Here is a 19,759-nt window from a genome sequence, read left to right as displayed (position 1 = left end):
CCGACAGTCTTGCATCCATGCGCTGCACACAATGACCTGAAGGACGCAAGCCCCACCGTCAAAGTCAGGAGAAAAAATGCTTTCACCCCGCCAGGTTTCTGATCCCGCAACCGGCACTGCCCAGCGTTATGACGTGGTCATTGTGGGGGCCGGCATCTCCGGCATCTGCAGCGCCACCCTGCTGCGCAAGCATTGCCCGCAATTGAGCTTTCTCATCGTGGATGCCATGGAGGCCCCCGGGGGCACCTGGCTGATTCACAAATACCCGGGCGCACGCTCGGACAGCGACCTCTTCACTTTTGGCTATGACTTCAAGCCCTGGAAGGGCAAGCCCATTGCCTCGCGCGAGGAGATCCTGGACTACCTTGCATCGACCATCGAGGACGAACAGCTGGGGCCGCACATCCGCTACCGGCATCGCGTGCAGTCGGCCTCGTGGTCCAGTGCGTCCAGCACCTGGACGCTGGACCTTGCCATGGGCGACGCCCGGGAACCGGCGCAGATCCAGGCGGGCTTTCTCTGGATGTGCCAGGGCTACTACCGGCATGGCAAGGGGTATACACCCTCCTGGCCGGGGCTTGAGCAGTTCAAGGGTGAGGTTGTGCATCCGCAGCATTGGCCCGATTCGATCGATCTCGCCGGCAAGCGCGTGACCGTGATCGGCTCCGGGGCGACGGCGGCGACCCTCATACCGGCGCTGGCCGACCGTTGTGCGCACGTCACCATGCTGCAGCGCACGCCCACGTATTTCGCCACCGGCCGCAATGCCGATGCATTGGCCGACGAGTTGCGCAAGCTGGAAGTCGACGAGGCATGGATCCACGAGATCATGCGCCGCAAGGTTGTGCGGGATCGGGCCGACCTGATCGAGCGCGCGCGAACCCACCCGGACGCCCTCAAGCAGCAGCTCATCGCCGGCGTCAAGGCCTGCCTGCCCGAGGGCTACGACGTGGAGCGGCATTTCACCCCCCCGTACAAACCGCTTCAGCAGCGCGTGGCCTTTGTGCCCGACGGTGACCTGTTCAAGGCCATCAGCGCAGGCAAGGCGTCCGTGGTCACCGATCAGATTGCGCAGTTCGACGAAAAGGGCATTCAGCTGCAGTCCGGGGACCGCGTCGACTGTGACGTGGTCGTCACCGCCACAGGCTTCGAGTTATCGGTCATGGGCGACATACCGTTCTCGGTGGACGGGCGTGCGGTGGACTTTGCCCAGACGGTGAGCTATCGCGGAATGATGTTCTCCGGCGTGCCCAACATGGCCTGGGTGTACGGCTATGGGCGCTACAGCTGGACGCTGCGAGCCGAGCTCGTGGGCCAGTTCGTTTGCAGGCTGCTGCAGCACATGCAGACCCGCAAGGCCCGGCACGTGACCCCCGTGACGCGCCCTGAGGATGCCGACATGGCGCTTGGCGCCTGGGTCGACGCGGAGGACATAAACGCCGGGTACATGTTGCGCGGCCTGCATCGCCTTCCCAAGCGCGGCGACAAGCCCGAGTGGCAACACAGCCAGGACTATCTCTATGAACGCAAAGTGCTGCCCAGCGTGGATCTGACGGATCCGCTGTTCTCCTACGCAGACTGACAACGCAACCTCCACGGTGCAAGGCACCACACAACCAAGGAAATTCACCATGAAGACATTCAATGGCCGTGTCGCAGTCATCACCGGCGGCGGTTCGGGTCTCGGCAAGGCATTTGCCATGGCGGCTGCCCAGCGCGGCATGAAGCTGGTGCTCGCCGACATCCAGGCAGACGTTCTGGAGCAGACCGTCCAGGCCCTGCAATCACAGGGAACGGAGGCGGTCGGCGTGGTGGTCGATGTGTCCGATTCCGCGGCGGTGCAAAGGCTGGCCGATCAAGCGCAGCAGTCGTTTGGCCCTGTGCATGTGGTGTTCAACAACGCGGGCGTCACGGCAGGCGGCCTGGTCTGGGAGCACTCGGAAAAGGACTGGGAGTGGCTGCTCGGCGTCAACCTCAAGGGCGTTATCAACGGGGTTCGCTGCTTCGCGCCGCAAATGCTGGCCGCTGCCGCGGCAGACACCGCCTATGAAGGCTGCATTGTCAACACGGCATCGATGGCGGGCCTGCTCACCTCCCCCGGAATGGGCATCTACAGCGTGTCCAAGCATGCCGTGGTGGCGCTCTCCGAATGCCTGCGCCACGACCTGGAGATGGTGACGCCACAGGTGCACGCCGCACTTCTGTGCCCGTCGTATGTGTCCACCGACATTGGCCAGTCGGAGCGCAACCGGCCCGCCCATCTCGTGGATGAAGGCGGCCTGACGAAATCCCAGCTCGCAGCCCGCAAAGCCTCCCAGCAGGCGGTGATGAATGGCGCCATCTCTGCGCAAGCGGTGGCAGAGATCACCTTCCAGGCGATCGAGCAAGACCGCTTCTACGTTTTCCCCAGCCCTGAAGCACTCCCGCTGGTCAAGTCCCGCATGGACCACGTTCTGGATCAGACCAACCCTGATCTGCCGTACGAAATGGTCCCCGCCCTGAAAGCCCGGCGCGATCGGCTGGTGGCAGCCATTACGCACTGAGCAACATTTCCCCCCACCTACAACATAACGACTGTTTGGAGACAACACCATGAAGATGATTCGACGCGCATTCCCCGCTGCCACGCTGGCCCTCCTGACCTGCAGCCCATGGGCGCTCTCCTCCGCACTGGCGCAACCCGCCTACCCCAGCGCCCCCATCAAGATCATCGTTCCGTACCCCGCCGGAGGTGCGTCGGACGCCGTGGCGCGAATGATCGGCGAGAAGCTGCAACAGGCCTGGGGACAACCCGTTTACATCGACAACAAGCCGGGAGCCTCGGGAATCATCGGCACGCAGGCCACCATCAAGTCCCCGGCAGATGGCTACACGCTGCTGGCCCACAACGTCGTGCTGATTCAGCAACCCGCGGTGATGGAGAAACTGTCCTTCAATGCCTTCAAGGACCTGCTCCCGGTGGTCATGACGATTCGCACGACCAACCTATTCGTCGTGCCCAATGACTCCCCGGTGAAATCCGTGGCAGAGTTCGTGGCCCAGGCCAAGGCCAACCCCAACAAGCTCAGCTACGGCAGCTACGGCATCGCCAGCGGCGCCCATTTCCAGGGCGAACTGCTCAAAATGCAGGCGGGTATCGATCTGGCGCATGTGCCATTCCAGGGGTCGGCACCCATGATCACCAACATCGTGGGCGGCCAGCTGCCGAGCGCGTTCATTGATGTTCCGTCTGCGCTTCCGCACATCAAGTCGATGAGGCCGCTGGCGGTCGGTGGCCCGCAGCGCCTTCAGGAACTGCCGAACGTGCCCACGTTCGCCGAACTGGGCTACAAGTCGTTCGAACCCATGGGATGGCACGGCCTGTTCCTTCCGGCGGGGGCGCCTCCTGCCGTTGCGCAAAAGATTGCCAACGAGGTCAGCAACATCCTGCGCATGCCCGATGTGCTGGCAAAGCTCAAGACGCTCGGCGTCATCGCCGGCGGCGGGACCCCCGAGGAATTTGCACAACAGATCAAGGCCGACGCACCCGTCTATGCGGAGATCGCCAAGGCGGCCAACATCCGGCTGACGCAGTGAGGCATGCGCAAATGTCCCCCGCAGCGATCGAAATGGCTGCCCCCATGGCAGCGCAGGCCCATGAACGTGAATGTTCCCGCGAAGCGGTCATGGACCATGAAGGCAGGCTGCTGCGCATCCACTACACGGACACGGGCAGCCGCACGCCCCATGCACCGGCGGTTGCGCTGTTGCATGGCTCGGGGCCCGGCACGACGGGGTGGAGCGCATTTGCCCTGCAGCGCCCGGCCCTCCAGGATGCGGGATTTCGCCTGATCACGCCGGACCTGCCGGGCTGGGGCCGCAGCGACGGCGTGGTTTGCAAGGAGGATCGTTCGCAATTCAACGCCCGGGCACTGCATGCGGTGCTGGACGCCGCCGGCGTCCACGAGCCTGTGCATCTGGTGGGCACTTCCATGGGCGCCCACAGCGCAGTGGCGTTTGCGCTGCAGTGGCCGGGGCGTGCCGCACGCATGGTGCTGGCATCGGGCGGCACGGGGGGCCGCAGCAATTTCCATCCTGTCTTGCCCGAGGGCGTGCGGTCCATGCTGGACTTCTACCAAGAACCCACTGCGGCCCGCATGCGCAGCTTCCTGGAATGCGTTGTCTTTGACTCCAGCGCCCTCACCCCGGAGATGGTGCAACAGAAGCTGGCGGCGGCCATGGCCTGCCCCCAGCACCTGGAGAACTTTGTGGAAAGCCTTCGCCAGTACCCCACCCAGTTTGGCGACGTCACCCACAGGCTGGCAGAGATCACGTTGCCCACGCTGGTGATCTGGGGCAGCGAGGACCGGGTGGTACCGCTGGACATTGGCCTGCAGATCGCGCAGCGCATCCCGGGAGCCGACCTGCACATGCTGGGCCGTTGCGGCCATGTACCCCACCTGGAGCGGCCCCACGACTTCATCCATCTGTTGACGCGGTTTCTTGCATGAGCGGAGTGTGTCAACCTGAAAACGGCTGCAGCACGCGCCCGCCGGAGCAGTGACTCAGCAGTCACCACGCCTCAGGAGACACGCCGCAGAGCCTCCGGATCCAGTAGCGTGACCCCTCCGTACACCAGGCGCAGCAGGCCCTTAGACTCCCATTCCTTGAGCTGCCTGTTGACGCTCTGCCGCGAGGCGCCCAGCCGCTGCGCAAGCCCTTCCTGGGACAGGCGAAGCTCGGGCTGCTGCGCGGCACCCTCGCGCATCGCCATTTCCCGCTCGGCGAGCAGGCGCTGGGCCAGCCGCACGGACAGCGGCTGCAGGATGCTGGCATCGATCCGCTCAATGGCCCATTTGTACCGGTAACACACCACGCGGAGGAACTCGCGAAGGTAGTCGGCATTGTTGTCCACCACCTCGTGAAGACGCCGGGCCGGCACCACGAGCAGTTCGGTTTTCACCAGCGCCTTGGCGTCATGGACCCGGGGAGCATTGATGAACAGGGTCAGCTCACCAAACCATCGCCCCTGTTCAGCCACGCCCAGCACCGCTTCCCTGCCGTTGACTGAAGTGGCGCTCAGTTGAACGGCACCTGATTCGACGCAGAACACCGAGTCAGGCGCCGAGCCCCGCGTGTAGAGGACCTCGTTTCTCGACAGGTGCCGACGGCGGGCGCCGACCCGCAACAGCCGCTCCAGCTCGGGAGACAGTCTGTCTGGAGCACTGCCCGAAGGGATTTCCGGAGTCTGTTTTCGCATCCCATCGTCTCCAAAATGACGCCAGCGCGGACGCCGCATAGTCACTGACCACCAACATACCGCTGAGGGGAGGTCCGGCGGGTGTCTTCCATGAACAAAGCCGCCGCGGCGCGTGCCGTGGTGGAGAACAGCGTCCCCTTTGCTTCAATAAATATAGCTGTCAGCGCTTATACAGACAGCGCAAAACCCTAAAAACTACCCTAACTCACTCACCGCCATGTACTGCTCGCGCCATTCCTCAAACGGCAGCGTGTCTGCCGCCTCGATGGCCTTTTGCGCAGCGATCGATTCATCGGCCATCGCCAGGTAGCGCGCCTGCTGCTCAGGCGTCCAGGGCAGGCCCAGCAGCGCATCGCGCGCAGCCATGGACTGCTGGCGCGCAAAGGCTTCAAAGCTGTGCTGGTGGCTGTGCACGATGCTGCCCAGCACGCGGGCCGACGGTGTGCGCTCGGGCGCAGCCATCAGGGCGCGGGCGTCGCGCAACGCGGCGCTGTAGTCATCGGTGCCATGGGTGACATCCAGCGCGGCGGCCAGCGGCTCGCAGGCGGCCAGCACCTCGGCACCCCATTCGGTCAGCAGCACGCTCTGGCCGTTGCGCGACAGGTGCAGGCCGGGCTCGCGGCCACGCTCTGCGGTGAGGTGCTGGTTCTGCTTGAGTTCGGCAATTTCGGCCGGCGTGTCGGGCGGGCTGTCGGACAGCAGGCAGTGCAGCAGGAACACATCCAGCAGGCGCATGGTGGGCGCGGTGATGCCCACGGGCACAAACGGGTCCAGGTCCATCAGGCGCACTTCCACGTATTCCACACCCCGCTCGCGCAGCGCGTGCAGCGGGCGCTCGCCGGTGCGCACGGTGCGCTTGGGGCGGATGGTGCCGTAGAACTCATTTTCGATCTGCAGCAGGCTGGTGCCCAGCTGGTTGTAGTCGCCACCGGGGTTGCGCACACCGACGGTTTCGTAGGCGGGGTACGGCTTGGTCAACGCCTCGTGGAGCGAGTTGGCGTAGCCCGTCAGGCCGTTGTAGCTCACGGCCAGCGTGGCCTGCGCGTCGCTCTGGTAGCCCAGGCGGCCCATGCGCAGCGACGTGGCGTGGGGCAGGTACAGCGCGCTGCCGCCCTCCATGCGCTCCAGGCGGTGCTCGCGCCCTTCCACAAAACAGGGGCACAAGGCGGGCGACGCGCCGAACAGGTAAAGCAGCACAAACGCGTGGCGGCGGAAGTTGCGGATGAGTGCGAAATACTGCTCGCTGTCCACGCCCGGCAGCGACCAGTTGTAGTGAATGCCCGAGATGGTCTGCATGCGGCGGCCATAGCGGTGGCCCAGGCCCATGCGGTACACGCTCTTGGCGCGGCCCACATTGGAGCTGCCGTAGCGGCCAATCGGAATCGTCTCGTCGGTGGGCAGGCCGCAGGGCATGCTGGAGGCCCACAGCAGCTCGCCGCCGCTGTCCTTGAGGGTGTGGTGCACAAACTGGTGCACCTCGGTCAGCTCATCCAGGCACTGCTGCACGCCCTTGTGGGCGCCAGTGATCAGCTCCAGCTGCGACTCGCTGTAATCGGTCGTGATCAGCGGGTGCGTGAGGGCAGAGCCCAGGGCCAGCGGGTGGGGTGTAAGGGCCAGGCCGCCGGTGGGCAGCACGCGCAGCCCTTCCTTTTCGATGCCGCGGCGAATCCCCCCCAGGGCGTCCGCCGGGTAGGCGGCCAGTCTCTCGTGCAGTGTGCTCATATGTTTATACCGATCCAACTTCTGTCGGCCCGGAACTTAGCACGTTGAGCGCTGGCCCGCCTCTGGGGAAATCAAGCCCTTGCGGCCAAGGCCTTTCCAACTTCGTTGGTTCCTTGGGCTGCGCCACTTTGTGGTACTTGCTCGCCGGCACGGTCCGTCACCTGGGCCAGGTGGGCCGCCAGTTGCTCGGGCACATCAGCGCCAATGCCCAGATGAACGCCCTGCGTCAGGGTGATGTGGGCGGCCTCGAACGTGCCCGCACCCGCACACAGGATAGTGCGCGTGGGTGCGCTTTCGTGCGCCAGCACCAGCATGGCGGGCACCACGGCCTCGGGCTTCAAGGCATCGAGCACCTCCTGCGGCATCAGGCCCTCGGTCATGCGCGTGGCGGCCGTAGGCGCCAGGGCGTTGACGTGGATGTTGTACTTGGCGCCTTCAATCGCCAGGGTCTGCATCAGCCCCACCTGGGCCAGCTTGGCCGCGCCGTAGTTGCTTTGGCCGAAGTTGCCGTACAGGCCGGTGGACGACGTGGTCATCACGATGCGGCCGTATTGCTGCGCCACCATGTGCGGCCACACGGCCTTGCAGCAGTTGGCGGCGCCCATCAGGTGCACGTCCACCACCAGGCGGAAGTCGTCCATGCTCATCTTGGAGAACGACTTGTCACGCAAGATGCCCGCGTTGTTGACCAGCACATCCACCCGGCCCCAGGCGTCGATGGCCTGCTGCACCATGGCCTCGACCGCCGCGAAGTCGGTGACGGATGCGCCGTTGGCCATCGCCTCGCCGCCCGCCGCACGGATCTCGTCGACCACCGCTTGGGCCGCGCCCACCGTGGCGCCGCTGCCGTCCACCGCGCCACCCAGGTCGTTGACCAGCACCTTCGCACCGCGAGCCGCCAGCGCCAGCGCATGCTGGCGGCCCAGACCGCCGCCCGCGCCCGTCACGATGGCCACACGGCCGTTGAAATCAATACCCATGGTGAAGCTCTCCTGTTGTCTCAATGACTCTATGAATGAATGGATGAAGAGAAAAATGCCTGGCAACTGCTGCTCAAAGGCACAGGCGCCGCGCGCTGCACTGTAAGCCACGCGCCGGGGGCAGCCGGTTGCGCAGGCGACTAAAGCCAAGGCGCCTCGCCCCTGTCATGCCCCGGATCGCCACGGATCGCTCAGTTCCGCGTGCACACGCACGGCACATTGGGAATAATCGGCCTCGCAACACCTTTCCCAGGCACCGCACCCGCTGCGGCGCGCCATAACTCACAATTTCATAGCTATCAGCGCTTATCTATCAAGCGCTACAGGCTATTTTTACCAAGGATTTTCGTCATGAAAGCAGTCTGGAACGACGTGGTGGTGGCCGAGAGCGACGACACCGTGGTGGTCGAAGGCAACCACTACTTTCCCGAAAGCGCGCTCAACCGCGACTACTTCACCTTCAGCAACCACAAGACCACTTGCCACTGGAAGGGCCAGGCCAGCTATCTGTCGCTGCTGGTCAACGGCGAAATGAACACCGACGCCGCCTGGTTTTACGCCGACCCCAAGCCCGAAGCCGAAGAAATCAAGGGCCGCGTCGCTTTCTGGAAGGGCGTGAAGGTTTCGGCCTGAGCCTGCTGGCAACGTGGACAGCGGATTATCCCTGCCAGCGCTGGACAATCATGTGGATAAGTTTGGACAAGCCTTGTATGGCGGCGCCAAGTGCTTGATTTGTATAGGAAAGCCCTGCGCTGCCTTATTTTTAGGCAGGTCAGTTCTCCGAGGTGATAGTTGTCCCGTTCTGCACTGGACAATCTTGTGGATAACCTTGGATAAGCCTTGTATGACAGTTTTAAGTGATTGATTTATAAAGAATATCCTTGTAACGCTTAAAAGATAGGCATGTTCCGCTGGCTTTGCAACCCGGCTGCCCACACGCCAGAGACGGCCACAAAAACCCCGGTTATCCCTGCTCGCCCTGGACAATCTTGTGGATAACTATGAACAAGCCTTGTATGACCGTGTTAAGTGCTTGATTTACAAGGAAACTCCTTGGCCCGCTTAAAAAAAAGGCAATGCCGTGGGGGCAGGATGACTGCGGTACAGTCCCCATCGGCGCCCTTGTGCCGCTCTTTATTTCATAGCTACTAGCGCTTATCAGATAAGCGCTAGAGGCCAAAAACACCTAAAAATCATCCATGCCCATCCCGCAACTTCAGCACAGCCCCGCCGCCGAACGCAACCAGCCCGCCATCCTCGCGCAGTTGCTGGCCCTGCTGGCGCCTGCGGGTGCGGCGCTGGAGGTTGCCAGCGGCACCGGCCAGCACGCCGCGCACTTTGCCGCCGCCCTGCCCGGCTGGTCCTGGCAACCCACCGACCAGCAGGCCACCCACTTTGGCTCGATCAGCGGCTGGGCCGCCCAGGCGGGCGCCCGCAACGTGCGTCCGCCGCTGCGGCTGGATGTGCTGCAAAGCCCCTGGCCCAGCGAGCCCCCCGCATTCGGCGCCACGTTTGACCTGATCTACTGCGCCAACATGCTGCACATCGCGCCGTGGGCCTGCTGCACCGGGCTGATGCAAGGCGCCGCGCGACACTTGGCGCCGGGCGGTTACCTCGTCACCTACGGCCCGTACCTGGAAGACGGCGTGCCCACGGCTCCTGGCAATCTGTCGTTCGATGCCAGCCTGCGCGCACAAGACGCGAGCTGGGGCATCCGCCGCATCGAAGACGTGGCCGCTGTGGCTGCCGAAGCGGGCCTGCAACTGGCCGCGCGGCATGCGCTGCCCGCCAACAACCTGCTGCTGGTGTGGACACACGCCTCCCGCAACGCTTGAAGAAACGCACCCCATGAACACACCCACCGCAGCCCCCTTTTTCATCGCCAAGGTCGAGCCCGACGGCCAGCAATGCGACGCCTGGCCCGAGCAGCCCCTGCTGTTGTCGCTGGAGCAAGGCGGCATCGACTGGCCCAGCTCCTGCCGCAACGGCACCTGCCGCACCTGCCTCGGCATGCTGATCGAAGGCGAAGTGCGTTATGCCATCGAGTGGCCCGGCCTGTCTGCCGAAGAAAAGGCCGAGGGCTGCGTGCTGCCCTGCGTGGCCTACCCGGCAAGCGACGTGCGGTTGCAAGCGCAAAGCATCTGACGTTGGCTGAAGGGCCTGCCCCCTGCCCCGGCTCGCCCCCCCCCCGAATGGCGCTTTCCTGCTTGCCATGCCCGGCAGTAGTCACCCAGAATCTGCGGCACATACATTGAGGACTTACGCCAATCGGGATGCAGCAACCGGCTTTGCCGTGGGCGTGTCGCTTGCCTGAGCACTGTTTGCGTCAGTCATGATTGGTTGCAGAGCGAGGGGGGGACTTCATGAACGCACTTGCCACACCGGCCGCAGTAGCCACAAATCCACCGCGCGCCGCCTACCGTCCCCCCACCCGCAAGGACATCCTGACCCAGTGCATCGCGGCGGACGCGCAATGGGCCGAAAAGCCCGGCCGCAACCTGGTGCTGCTGTTCGACGGCACCGGCAACATTCTGGGCAACCAGCAGGACACCAACGTGGTTAAGCTGCTGCGCATGCTCGGCAAGGGCCACGACCCATCGGGCAAGGAGCCCACCCAGCTCGTTTACTACGACCCCGGCGTGGGCACGACCAACGAGTTCCCGGCGGACGGGATCGTGTCCGAGGCCAAGAACCAGCTGCGGCAACTGGCAGGGCTGGCACTGGGCAACGGCGTGTTCCCCAACATCGCAGAGGCCTACCGGTTCCTCGTCAATACGTACCAGCGGGGCGACCGGATCTACCTGTTCGGCTTCTCGCGCGGCGCATTCACGGCGCGGTCGGTGGCCGGGATGATCAACATGTACGGCCTGATCCACACCGAGGGGCTGCCGCTCATCGAAACGCTGGTGCGCACCTACTTTGCGCCGCGCGGCCACAAAAACCAGGCCGGCACCAAAGACCGGGAGAAATTTGCGGAGGACGTGATCAACAACTTCTCGCTGGGCCGCACGCCGCTGGTGCACTTCGTGGGCGTGTGGGACACGGTGGAGGCCATCGGCCTGGGCGGACTGGGCAGCATCAAGATCAGCAACTCCACCGACTTCGACCGCAAGCGCTTTGCCCACGTGCGCCATGCCATGTCGCTGTATGAATCGCGCAGCAAGTACACGCCCCGCCGCTACGAAGACCCGCACTTCACCGCCGAGGAGCAGCCCTGGCGCAGCTACGACCAGCGCTGGTTCCGCGGCGTGCACAGCGACGTGGGCGGCTCGTACGCGCGCGACGGGCTGTCCAACATCACGCTGGCCTGGATGGTGGACGAAGCCGCTGCCCACGGCTTGCGGGTGGACAAGAGCCAGCTGCAGCCCGGCGACCCGCTCACCGCCATGCACGACCAGGCGTATGACTGCCCCTACTGGGTCTGGACCGGCCTGAACGCCCGTGGCCGTGAGACCAGCGACTTCATCGACCCCACGGCCCGCCCGGTGGACGGCGCCGTGCCCGCGAGCACCGTGCCGCGCACGCAACCCTGGCGCTGGATGGGTATAGCGCTGGCAGCCGCCACGGCCGTGCTGTACGCCATCACCACCCTCGCTGGCTACCGCGCCTGCGACCTGGATACCGCGCCGTTGTGGCTGCAGATCCTGCCCACGGGCTTTCAGCTGTCGGCCCACTGGCATGCCAGCTGGGAGGTGATGTGCAACGCCGAGGGCGTGCGCCGCGTCATCGCCTTGGATTGGGCCCTGCTCGCCTGCTACACCCTGTGGCTGGCCTACCCGGTGGCGTGGGCCGTGCGGCGGTTGGTCGCGCGGGCCGTGCCGCAGGGCCGGGCCCTGGGTGGCCTTTCGCGCCATGCACACTGGGCGATGGGCACGCTCGTGGTGTCGGATCTCGTGGAAAACTTTGCCACGCTGCACATGCACCTCGCCCACTGGCCTACAGTGGTGACGGTGGCCAGCGGCGTCAAGATGCTGTCCCTGATGCTGCTGGCCGGCTTGATCGTGGCCGGCGCGCTGGCCCGGCATGACGGCGGCCGCTCGACTGCGTGATCCGCTTTGGCCGCGCCCCAAGTGAACTAAAATCTCGGCTTTCGGGGCGCAGAGCGCTCCCGCACCGTGCGGCCAGCCCCGCACTGCCCGCTCTTTGGAATCGACCCGCCCGGGTCGTGGCCGGACAGCGTGCGGTGCGCGCCACCCGCGCGGCCCACCGAAAGCCCGCCCTTCCATGACTTCCCCCCTCACCCCCGTGCCGATCTCCCCCGTCGAAGACATCGTGGCCGAGATGCGCGCCGGGCGCATCGTCATCCTGGTGGATGAAGAAGACCGCGAAAACGAAGGCGACCTCGTCCTGGCCGCCGACCACGTGACGCCCGAGGCTATCAACTTCATGGCCCGCTTCGGCCGGGGCCTGATCTGCCTGACATTGAGCCGTGAGCGCTGCGAGTTCCTCAAGCTGCCACCCATGGCCGCGCGCAATGGCACGGTGTACAGCACGGCGTTCACCGTCTCCATCGAGGCGGCCGAGGGCGTGACCACCGGCATCTCGGCGGCCGACCGTGCCCGCACCGTGCAGGTGGCGGTGGACCGCAACTCCAAGCCCACCGACCTGGTCCAACCCGGCCACATCTTCCCGCTGCAGGCCGTGGATGGCGGCGTGCTCATGCGCGCAGGCCATACTGAAGCCGGTTGCGACCTGGCCGCCATGGCAGGCTGCAGCCCCGCATCGGTGATCTGCGAGATCATGAAGGACGACGGCACCATGGCCCGCCTGCCCGACCTGCAGCTGTTTGCGGCCGAGCACGGCCTGAAGATCGGCACCATTGCCGACCTCATCGAATACCGCAGCCGCAACGAGTCGCTGGTCGAAAAGGTCGGCACGCGCACGCTGCAGACCGCCTACGGCGAATTTACCGCCCACGCCTTCCGCGACAAACCCAGCCAGGCCGTGCACCTGGCGCTGGTCAAGGGCCAGTGGAGCGCCGACGACGTGGTACCTGTGCGCGTGCACGAGCCGCTGTCGGTGTTCGACGCGCTCGAAGTCAACCGCTCCATGCACTCGTGGGGCCTCGATACCAGCCTGCAATACCTCGTCAAGCAAGGCAAGGGCGTGGCCGTGCTGCTCAACTGCGGTGAAAGCGCCGCCCAGCTGCTGGCCCAGTTTGAAGGCACCGCCCGCGCGGCGCAGGCCCCCGAACGCGGCCGCATGGACCTGCGCACCTATGGCGTGGGCGCGCAGATCCTGCGCGAATGTGGCGTACACAAGATGGCTCTGATGGGCCAGCCCCGCCGCATGCCCAGCATGGCCGGCTACGGCCTCGAAATCACCGGCTTCATCCCCAAGGAATAAAGAACATGTTTGGCGCAGACAAAGGAACAGCGGACAAGCTGGACGGCAAGAAATTGCACATCGGCATCGTGCAGGCCCGCTTCAACGAGAGCATCACCAACACGCTGGCGGCCGCCTGCCGCGCCGAGTTGCTCGCGCTGGGTGTGCAAGAGAAAAACATCAAGCACGTGCTGGTGCCCGGCGCGCTGGAGGTGCCCGTGGCCTTGCAGGCCATGGCCGAAAGCGATGAATTCGACGCGCTGATCGCGCTGGGCTGCATCATCCGTGGCGAGACCTACCACTTCGAACTGGTGGCCAACGAATCCGGCGCGGGCGTCACGCGCCTGTCGCTGGACTACCAGATCCCGATTGCCAACGCCATCATCACCACCGAAAACGTCGAGCAGGCCATCGCCCGCCAGACCGAAAAAGGCACCGATGCCGCCCGCGTTGCGGTGGAAATGGCCAACCTGCTGGACGAGCTGTCATGAGCGAAAACACCCCCACACCGTCCTCGGCACGCCCGCCCAAGCAGGCCCGCACCGGGCTCAAGAGCACGGGCACGCGCAAGGCAGCCTCCAAGTCCAACCGCAGCCGCGCGCGCGAATTCGCGCTGCAGGCGCTGTACCAGCACCTGGTGGGCGGCAACGATGCGCACGCCATCGACGCGTTCACCCGCGACCTGGCGGGCTTTCACAAGGCCGATTCGGTGCACTACGACGCACTGCTGCACGGCTGCATCAACACCGCCGCCGACCTGGACGCGCTGATCACCCCGCTGCTGGACCGCAAGATGGCCGAGATCTCGCCCATCGAGCATGCCGTGATGTGGATCGGCGTGTACGAGTTTCAGCACTGCCTGGACGTGCCGTGGCGTGTGGTGCTCAACGAGTGCATTGAGCTTGCCAAAGAGTTTGGCGGCACCGACGGCCACAAGTACGTGAACGCCGTGCTCAACGGCCTGGCTCCCAAGCTGCGTGCGCTGGAAGTGGCGGCCGACAAGGCCCCGGGCGCAATGCCTGGCGCGCCCGCCGACGAAGCCTGAGCGCACCCCGCCGAAAGGCTCCCGCGCGTGCAACCCACTGCCACGCACGGGGCCTTCTTTCTTGAGTTTCCGAGCAACACCCGACCCGCACGGGCAGGACACCTTCCCATGAAGTTTTCCACGCGCGCTGAGCGCATCGAACCGTTCTATGTGATGGAGGTCGCCAAGGCCGCGCAGGCCCTGGCCCGCGAGGTGGCGGGCACGCGCGAGCCGATGATCTTCCTGAACATTGGCGAGCCGGACTTCACCGCGCCGCCCTTGGTGCAGGAGGCCGCCGCGCGCGCCGTGCACAGCGGCGCTACGCAGTACACCAACGCGCTGGGGCTGGATGCGCTGCGCGAGCGCATCAGCGGCTGGTATCAGAGCCGCTTTGGCGTCAATGTGCCTGCACGCCGCATCGTGGTCACGGCCGGTGCTTCGGCCGCGCTGCAGCTGGCGTGCCTGGCGCTGATCGAGTCGGGCGACGAGATCCTGATGCCCGACCCCAGCTACCCCTGCAACCGCCACTTCGTGAGCGCCGCCGAGGGCAAGGCCGTGCTGCTGCCCACCACGGCCGCAGAACGCTACCAGCTGAGCGCCGACAAGGTGCGTGCGGCCTGGACGGACAAGACGCGGGGTGTGCTGCTCGCATCGCCGTCCAACCCCACCGGCACTTCCATCGCGCCCGGTGAGCTGCGCCGAATCCACGAAGTGGTCCGCGCGCATGACGGCATCACGATGATCGACGAGATCTACCTGGGCCTGTCGTACGAGGAAGAGTTTGGCCACACCGCACTGGCCATCGACGACAACATCATCAGCATCAACAGCTTCAGCAAATACTTCAACATGACCGGCTGGCGCCTGGGCTGGATGGTAGTGCCCGAAGCCATGGTGCCGGTGGTCGAGCGCCTGGCGCAGAACCTGTTCATCTGCGCCAGCACCGTGTCGCAACACGCGGCGCTGGCCTGCTTCGAGGCAGAGAGCATTGCTGAATACGAACGCCGCCGCGCCGAGTTCAAGGCCCGGCGCGACTTCTTTATCCCCGCCCTGCAGTCCATGGGCCTTTCGGTGCCGGTGATGCCCGACGGTGCCTTCTACGCCTGGGCGGACTGCACGCAGGCCGCCGAGCGCCTGGGTGTCAGCGGCAGCTGGGACTTTGCTTTTGAGCTGATGCGCCGTGCGCACATCGCCGTGACGCCAGGGCGTGACTTCGGCACGGCCGAGCCAGAACGGTTTGTGCGCTTTTCCACCGCCAACTCCATGGCGCAACTCCAAGAGTCTGTGGCGCGGCTGCGCAGCGTGCTGGGGTAACGCGCGATGGCATTCGAGTTCCCCATCCGCGTGTATTGGGAGGACACCGATGCCGGCGGCATCGTGTTCTATGCCAACTACCTCAAGTTCTTCGAGCGCGCTCGCACCGAATGGCTGCGGTCGCTGGGCGTGGGTCAGCAGCGATTGCGGGAACAAACCGGGGGCATGTTTGTCGTAACCGATGCCCAGCTTCGCTACCACCGGCCTGCACGGCTGGACGATGAACTGATTGTTACCGCCGCCCTGCAGGCCTCGGGCCGCGCATCGTTGACAATAGTGCAGCGCGCGCTCCTGAAACCAGAGCAGATGACCGAACAAGCCCCTTTGTTGCTGAGCGAAGGCACCATCCGCATCGGATGGGTTGATGCTGCCACCATGCGCCCCGCAAGAATTCCGAACACCCTGCTGGAACAACTCTCACCATGAACTCCCAAGACATGTCCATCATCACCCTGGTGCTGCACGCCAGCTGGGTGGTGCAACTCGTGATGCTGCTGTTGCTGGGCGTCTCCGTCGCCAGTTGGGCAGCCATCTTCCGAAAGCTGTTTTCGCTCAAGCGCGTGAAAGCGCTCAATGAGGATTTCGAGCGCGAGTTCTGGTCGGGCACCAGCCTGAACGACCTGTACGCCAGTGCCGCACAAAACGCCAAGCAGGCCGGTCCCATGGAACGTATTTTTGCCAGCGGCATGCGTGAATACCAGAAGCTGCGTGAGCGCCGCATCGTGGACCCCGGCACCCTGCTCGACGGCGCACGCCGCGCCATGCGCGCGAGCTTCCAGCGCGAGATGGACGTGGTCGAATCGAGCCTTTCATTCCTGGCGTCGGTCGGCTCCGTGTCGCCGTACGTAGGCCTGTTTGGCACCGTGTGGGGCATCATGCACGCGTTCACCGGCTTTGCGGGCATGGAGCAGGTCACGCTGGCCACCGTGGCGCCTGGCATTGCCGAAGCCCTGGTGGCCACCGCGATCGGCCTGTTTGCCGCCATCCCCGCTGTGATCGCCTACAACCGCTTTGCCCGCGACATCGACCGCGTGGCCACGCACCAGGAGACCTTCATCGAAGAGTTCTCCAACATCCTGCAGCGCAATCTGGGCGCCCAGCCCGCACCCGCAGGCCATACGGCCTCGGGCCACTGAGCACGGAGGCCCACATGCCCGCCATGGCATCCCGCGGTCGAGGCCGCCGCACCATCAACGAGATCAACATGGTCCCGTTCATCGACGTGATGCTGGTGCTGCTCATCATCTTCATGGTGACGGCGCCCATGCTGACGCCGGGCGTTGTTGATGTGCCCAGCGTGGGCAAAGGCAAGAACATGCCCAAGGTGGTGGCCCAGGTCATCGTCAACAAGGACGGCACGCTGCAGTTCAAGACGCCCGAAGCCACACGCAGTCTGAACCAGCGCGAGATCGGCGACGCGGCCAGCCGCTGGCAGAAGGCCCAGGGTGCTGACAGCGCCAGTGCCGTGGTCATCAGCGCCGACAAGGGAGTGCAGTACGAAAACGTGGTGAAAGCCATGGATGCCTTGCAAAAGGCGGGCGTGCAACGCGTGGGTCTTTCCGTCAAACAGGGTGGTTGAACCGAACGCACGCCCGCCGCTCTGAAGCCCATGCACGCCCACAACGACCGCGACCAGTTTTCCCCGCCCCGCCCCCCGGCACGCTTGCGCGCCATTTCACTGGCGGTGCTTGTGCATGTCGTGCTCATCGGTGCGCTCACCTGGGGCGTGAACTGGAAGAACAGCGCCGACCAGCCTGCGGTGGAGGCCGAACTGTGGGCTGCGGTGCCCCAGCAGGCCGCACCACGCGCCGTGGAGCCCCCGCCGCCACCACCCGCTCCCCCGGAAGTGCGTCCGCCCGCTCCGCCACCACCACCGCCCCCCCGCGCCGTGGAGCCGCCCGACACGCGCGAGGCGGACATCGCCATCGAACGCGAAAAAAAGCGCCTGGAGCAGGAGAAGAAGGCGCGCGAGCAGCAGCTGGAACGTGAAAAGCGCGAACGTGAGCGCAAGGAAGACGAACGCCGCGACCGCCTGGAGCAGGAAAAGAAGGAACGCCTGCAAAAGGAAAAGGAAAAAGAAAAGGAACAGCGCGAAAAGCAGCTGGCTGAGCAGAAGAAGGCCGAGCAGGACAAGCAAAAGAAGCTGGCCGAAGACAAGCGCAAGGCGGACGAAGCCGCCAAGCGCAAGGCCGACGCGGAGGCCAAACAGCTGGCAGAACAGCGGGAAGCCAACCTGCGCCGCCTCCAGGGCCTGGCGGGGGCCACGGGCGGCGAGAACGCCACAGGCACAGCCCAGCGCAGCGCTGGTCCGTCGGGCAGCTATGGCGGCAAGGTTGCAGCCAAGGTCAAGCCCAACATCGTGTACCCCGACGCGATCTCAGGCAACCCGCGCGCCGAGGTGGAAGTCCGCCTTTCGCCCGATGGCACCATCGTGGGCAAACGCCTGGTGCAGTCCAGCGGCAACAAGGCCTGGGATGACGCAGTGCTCCGCGCCCTGGACAAGACCGAGACCCTGCCGCGCGATGTGGATGGCCGCGTGCCGCCTTCACTGACCATTGGCTTCAGACCACAGGACTGAGCCTTCACAAAAAAAAGCGCCCGGTAGTACCGGGCGCTTTTTTTTAGAGCATTTTTAGCCTCTAGCGCTTTGTAGAAAAGCGCAAACAGCTATACAAACAATAGCAAATCTCTGCCCCTTACCGGTCCCGGCGCTCCATGCGCCGATTCAGGTTCAGCGCGCCCAGCGTGCAGGCCACGCCCGACAGCAAATACACCGTGACCGCCAGCAGCCCGAACTGGGCCGACAGGTACAAGGCCACCAGCGGTGCAAACGCGGCGCCAATGATCCAGGCAAGGTCGGCCGAGAGAGCGGCGCCCGTGTAGCGGTATTGGGGCGAAAAATTGGCCGTGACCGTGCCCGACGCCTGGCCATACGACAAGCCCAGCAGCACAAAACCCAGTAGAAGGAACATGGTGCTGCCCACCTCGCCCGAGTTGAGCAGAACGGGGGCCATGAAGCTGAACACACCGATCAACACCGCCATGCCGCCCAGCAGCTTGCGGCGGCCCAGGTGGTCCGACAGCCAGCCAGACACCATGATGGCCCCAGCTGCCAGGAAGGCGCCTACGATCTGCACGCCCAGAATCTGGGTCACCGGCTGGTCCGAATACAGCGTGATCCAAGACAGCGGGAACACCGTGACCAAGTGGAACAGCGCAAAGCTCGCCAGCGCGGCAAAAGCACCCAGTACCACATTGCTGCCTTCGTCACGTATCACACGGCTCACAGGCACGGGCTGCAGTTCACGCTCTTGCAGCAGCTCGGCGTATGACTGCCCCACCACCAGGCGCAGGCGGGCAAACAGGGCCACCACGTTCACGGCAAAGGCCACGAAGAAGGGATAACGCCAGCCCCAGGCCAGAAATTCCTGCACGCTGAGGCTGCTGTACAGATAGGCAAACAGACCCGCCGCCAGCACAAACCCGACAGGCGCGCCCAATTGCCCGATCATGGCAAACCAGCCCCGCCGTTCCTTGGGCGCCGACATGGCCAGCAGCGACGGCAGGCCGTCCCAAGAACCGCCGAGCGCCAGACCCTGGCCAATGCGCAGGATCAGCAGCGCCACCACGGCAGTCAGGCCCGCGTCCTTGTAGCCCGGCAAGAACGCCATCCCCACCGTGCACACGCCCAGCAAGAATAGTGCAATGGTCAGCTTGGTGCCCCGGCCCCAGCGCCGCTGGATGGCCATGGAAATGGCCGTGCCCACCGGGCGCACGACAAAAGCGACCGCCAGCAGCGCAAACGCCATCAGCGTGCCATCCAGGCGCGAGAGGAATGGAAAGAGGAAGGACGGGAAGACGAGAACGCAGGCGATCCCGAAAACGAAGAAGTCGAAATACTCGGACGAGCGTCCGATGATCACGCCCACAGCAATTTCGCTGGGGGTCACGTCTTCATGCGTATCAGCCCGCGAGAGAGAGGCGGGGCTTTCTTCAAAGCCGGCCGCAGGGTAAGTGGCAGAGGCGGGGCTGCTCATGAACAGGGCTCCTTGTCGTTGTTTGGATAAGACATTCTGGTTCTACACGCAAGTTTGATCTGGGACAAGTGCGGTTTCACTATGCCGTGTGCAGGACAACACCGCAGGGACCGGAAAT

General features: G+C 64.8%; 20 protein-coding genes. 16 read left to right on the top strand and 4 right to left on the bottom strand.

Annotated features, from left to right (window positions below; all coding sequences use genetic code 11):
* The first annotated feature begins 76 nt into the window (after nt 1–76).
* Genes C8C94_RS01660 through C8C94_RS01645 form a run of 4 tightly spaced genes read left to right on the top strand, consistent with a single transcriptional unit; the run spans nt 77 to nt 4,490 of the window.
* Nucleotides 77–1,582, top strand: a complete 1,506-nt coding sequence (locus tag C8C94_RS01660) for an NAD(P)/FAD-dependent oxidoreductase (protein WP_121419481.1) — start codon at nt 77–79, stop codon at nt 1,580–1,582.
* Between the two features lie 49 nt (nt 1,583–1,631).
* A complete protein-coding gene (locus tag C8C94_RS01655; RefSeq protein WP_121419480.1) occupies nt 1,632–2,543 on the top strand; it encodes an SDR family oxidoreductase in 912 nt (303 codons plus the stop codon).
* A 49-nt stretch (nt 2,544–2,592) separates the two neighbouring features.
* On the top strand, nt 2,593–3,576 hold the full coding sequence (locus C8C94_RS01650; protein ID WP_121419479.1) for a tripartite tricarboxylate transporter substrate binding protein: 984 nt from the start codon (nt 2,593–2,595) through the stop codon (nt 3,574–3,576).
* An 11-nt stretch (nt 3,577–3,587) separates the two neighbouring features.
* On the top strand, nt 3,588–4,490 hold the full coding sequence (locus C8C94_RS01645) for an alpha/beta fold hydrolase (RefSeq protein ID WP_121419478.1): 903 nt from the start codon (nt 3,588–3,590) through the stop codon (nt 4,488–4,490).
* Nucleotides 4,491–4,561: 71 nt separating this feature from the next.
* On the opposite strand, the gene C8C94_RS01640 is transcribed toward C8C94_RS01645, so the two are convergent.
* The 3 genes from C8C94_RS01640 to C8C94_RS01630 all read right to left on the bottom strand — a co-directional run bounded on the left by C8C94_RS01640 (nt 4,562) and on the right by C8C94_RS01630 (nt 7,941).
* The gene (locus tag C8C94_RS01640; protein WP_121419477.1) at nt 4,562–5,239 is read right to left on the bottom strand and encodes a Crp/Fnr family transcriptional regulator; all 678 of its coding nucleotides are present in this window, start codon (nt 5,237–5,239) and stop codon (nt 4,562–4,564) included.
* A 195-nt stretch (nt 5,240–5,434) separates the two neighbouring features.
* Nucleotides 5,435–6,961, bottom strand: a complete 1,527-nt coding sequence (gene gshA, locus C8C94_RS01635) for a glutamate--cysteine ligase (protein ID WP_121419476.1) — start codon at nt 6,959–6,961, stop codon at nt 5,435–5,437.
* 71 nt (nt 6,962–7,032) lie between these two features.
* Complete coding sequence (locus tag C8C94_RS01630; RefSeq protein ID WP_121419475.1) at nt 7,033–7,941, bottom strand: SDR family NAD(P)-dependent oxidoreductase; 909 nt, start codon at nt 7,939–7,941, stop codon at nt 7,033–7,035.
* Between the two features lie 351 nt (nt 7,942–8,292).
* Here C8C94_RS01630 and C8C94_RS01625 point away from each other — a divergent pair, with 351 nt between their 5' ends.
* The 12 genes from C8C94_RS01625 (at nt 8,293) to tolA (ending at nt 18,182) form a co-directional block, all read left to right on the top strand.
* The gene (locus tag C8C94_RS01625) at nt 8,293–8,574 is read left to right on the top strand and encodes a DUF427 domain-containing protein (protein ID WP_121419474.1); all 282 of its coding nucleotides are present in this window, start codon (nt 8,293–8,295) and stop codon (nt 8,572–8,574) included.
* A 566-nt stretch (nt 8,575–9,140) separates the two neighbouring features.
* On the top strand, nt 9,141–9,776 hold the full coding sequence (locus tag C8C94_RS01620) for a DUF938 domain-containing protein (RefSeq protein ID WP_121419473.1): 636 nt from the start codon (nt 9,141–9,143) through the stop codon (nt 9,774–9,776).
* 13 nt (nt 9,777–9,789) lie between these two features.
* Nucleotides 9,790–10,086 (top strand): 2Fe-2S iron-sulfur cluster binding domain-containing protein, encoded by a 297-nt coding sequence (locus tag C8C94_RS01615; RefSeq protein ID WP_055398898.1) that lies wholly within the window; start codon nt 9,790–9,792, stop codon nt 10,084–10,086.
* A 218-nt stretch (nt 10,087–10,304) separates the two neighbouring features.
* On the top strand, nt 10,305–11,990 hold the full coding sequence (locus C8C94_RS01610; RefSeq protein ID WP_121419472.1) for a DUF2235 domain-containing protein: 1,686 nt from the start codon (nt 10,305–10,307) through the stop codon (nt 11,988–11,990).
* Between the two features lie 175 nt (nt 11,991–12,165).
* Complete coding sequence (ribBA, locus tag C8C94_RS01605; RefSeq protein ID WP_055398900.1) at nt 12,166–13,287, top strand: bifunctional 3,4-dihydroxy-2-butanone-4-phosphate synthase/GTP cyclohydrolase II; 1,122 nt, start codon at nt 12,166–12,168, stop codon at nt 13,285–13,287.
* A gap of 5 nt (nt 13,288–13,292) precedes the next feature.
* A complete protein-coding gene (ribH, locus tag C8C94_RS01600) occupies nt 13,293–13,757 on the top strand; it encodes a 6,7-dimethyl-8-ribityllumazine synthase (RefSeq protein WP_121419471.1) in 465 nt (154 codons plus the stop codon).
* Entirely contained in the window at nt 13,754–14,311 is a 558-nt protein-coding gene (gene nusB / locus C8C94_RS01595; protein ID WP_121419470.1) for a transcription antitermination factor NusB, read from the top strand. The genes ribH and nusB overlap by 4 nt, the downstream gene beginning before the upstream one ends.
* A gap of 108 nt (nt 14,312–14,419) precedes the next feature.
* Entirely contained in the window at nt 14,420–15,604 is a 1,185-nt protein-coding gene (locus C8C94_RS01590; RefSeq protein ID WP_121419469.1) for a pyridoxal phosphate-dependent aminotransferase, read from the top strand.
* A gap of 6 nt (nt 15,605–15,610) precedes the next feature.
* Nucleotides 15,611–16,030: a tol-pal system-associated acyl-CoA thioesterase gene (gene ybgC, locus C8C94_RS01585; protein WP_121419468.1), complete on the top strand. Its 420-nt coding sequence runs from the start codon at nt 15,611–15,613 to the stop codon at nt 16,028–16,030.
* The gene (gene tolQ / locus C8C94_RS01580; protein ID WP_055398908.1) at nt 16,027–16,740 is read left to right on the top strand and encodes a protein TolQ; all 714 of its coding nucleotides are present in this window, start codon (nt 16,027–16,029) and stop codon (nt 16,738–16,740) included. The genes ybgC and tolQ overlap by 4 nt, the downstream gene beginning before the upstream one ends.
* 14 nt (nt 16,741–16,754) lie before the next feature.
* Nucleotides 16,755–17,183: an ExbD/TolR family protein gene (locus C8C94_RS01575; RefSeq protein WP_055398910.1), complete on the top strand. Its 429-nt coding sequence runs from the start codon at nt 16,755–16,757 to the stop codon at nt 17,181–17,183.
* A gap of 30 nt (nt 17,184–17,213) precedes the next feature.
* On the top strand, nt 17,214–18,182 hold the full coding sequence (gene tolA / locus C8C94_RS01570) for a cell envelope integrity protein TolA (protein ID WP_121419467.1): 969 nt from the start codon (nt 17,214–17,216) through the stop codon (nt 18,180–18,182).
* A gap of 118 nt (nt 18,183–18,300) precedes the next feature.
* On the opposite strand, the gene C8C94_RS01565 is transcribed toward tolA, so the two are convergent.
* Nucleotides 18,301–19,641: an MFS transporter gene (locus C8C94_RS01565; protein WP_055402920.1), complete on the bottom strand. Its 1,341-nt coding sequence runs from the start codon at nt 19,639–19,641 to the stop codon at nt 18,301–18,303.
* Nucleotides 19,642–19,759 lie beyond the last annotated feature (118 nt).

This window comes from Acidovorax sp. 94, assembly GCF_003634645.1.
Classification (GTDB): Bacteria; Pseudomonadota; Gammaproteobacteria; order Burkholderiales; family Burkholderiaceae_C; genus Acidovorax; species Acidovorax facilis.
This window is presented reverse-complemented; position numbering and strand designations above follow the sequence as displayed.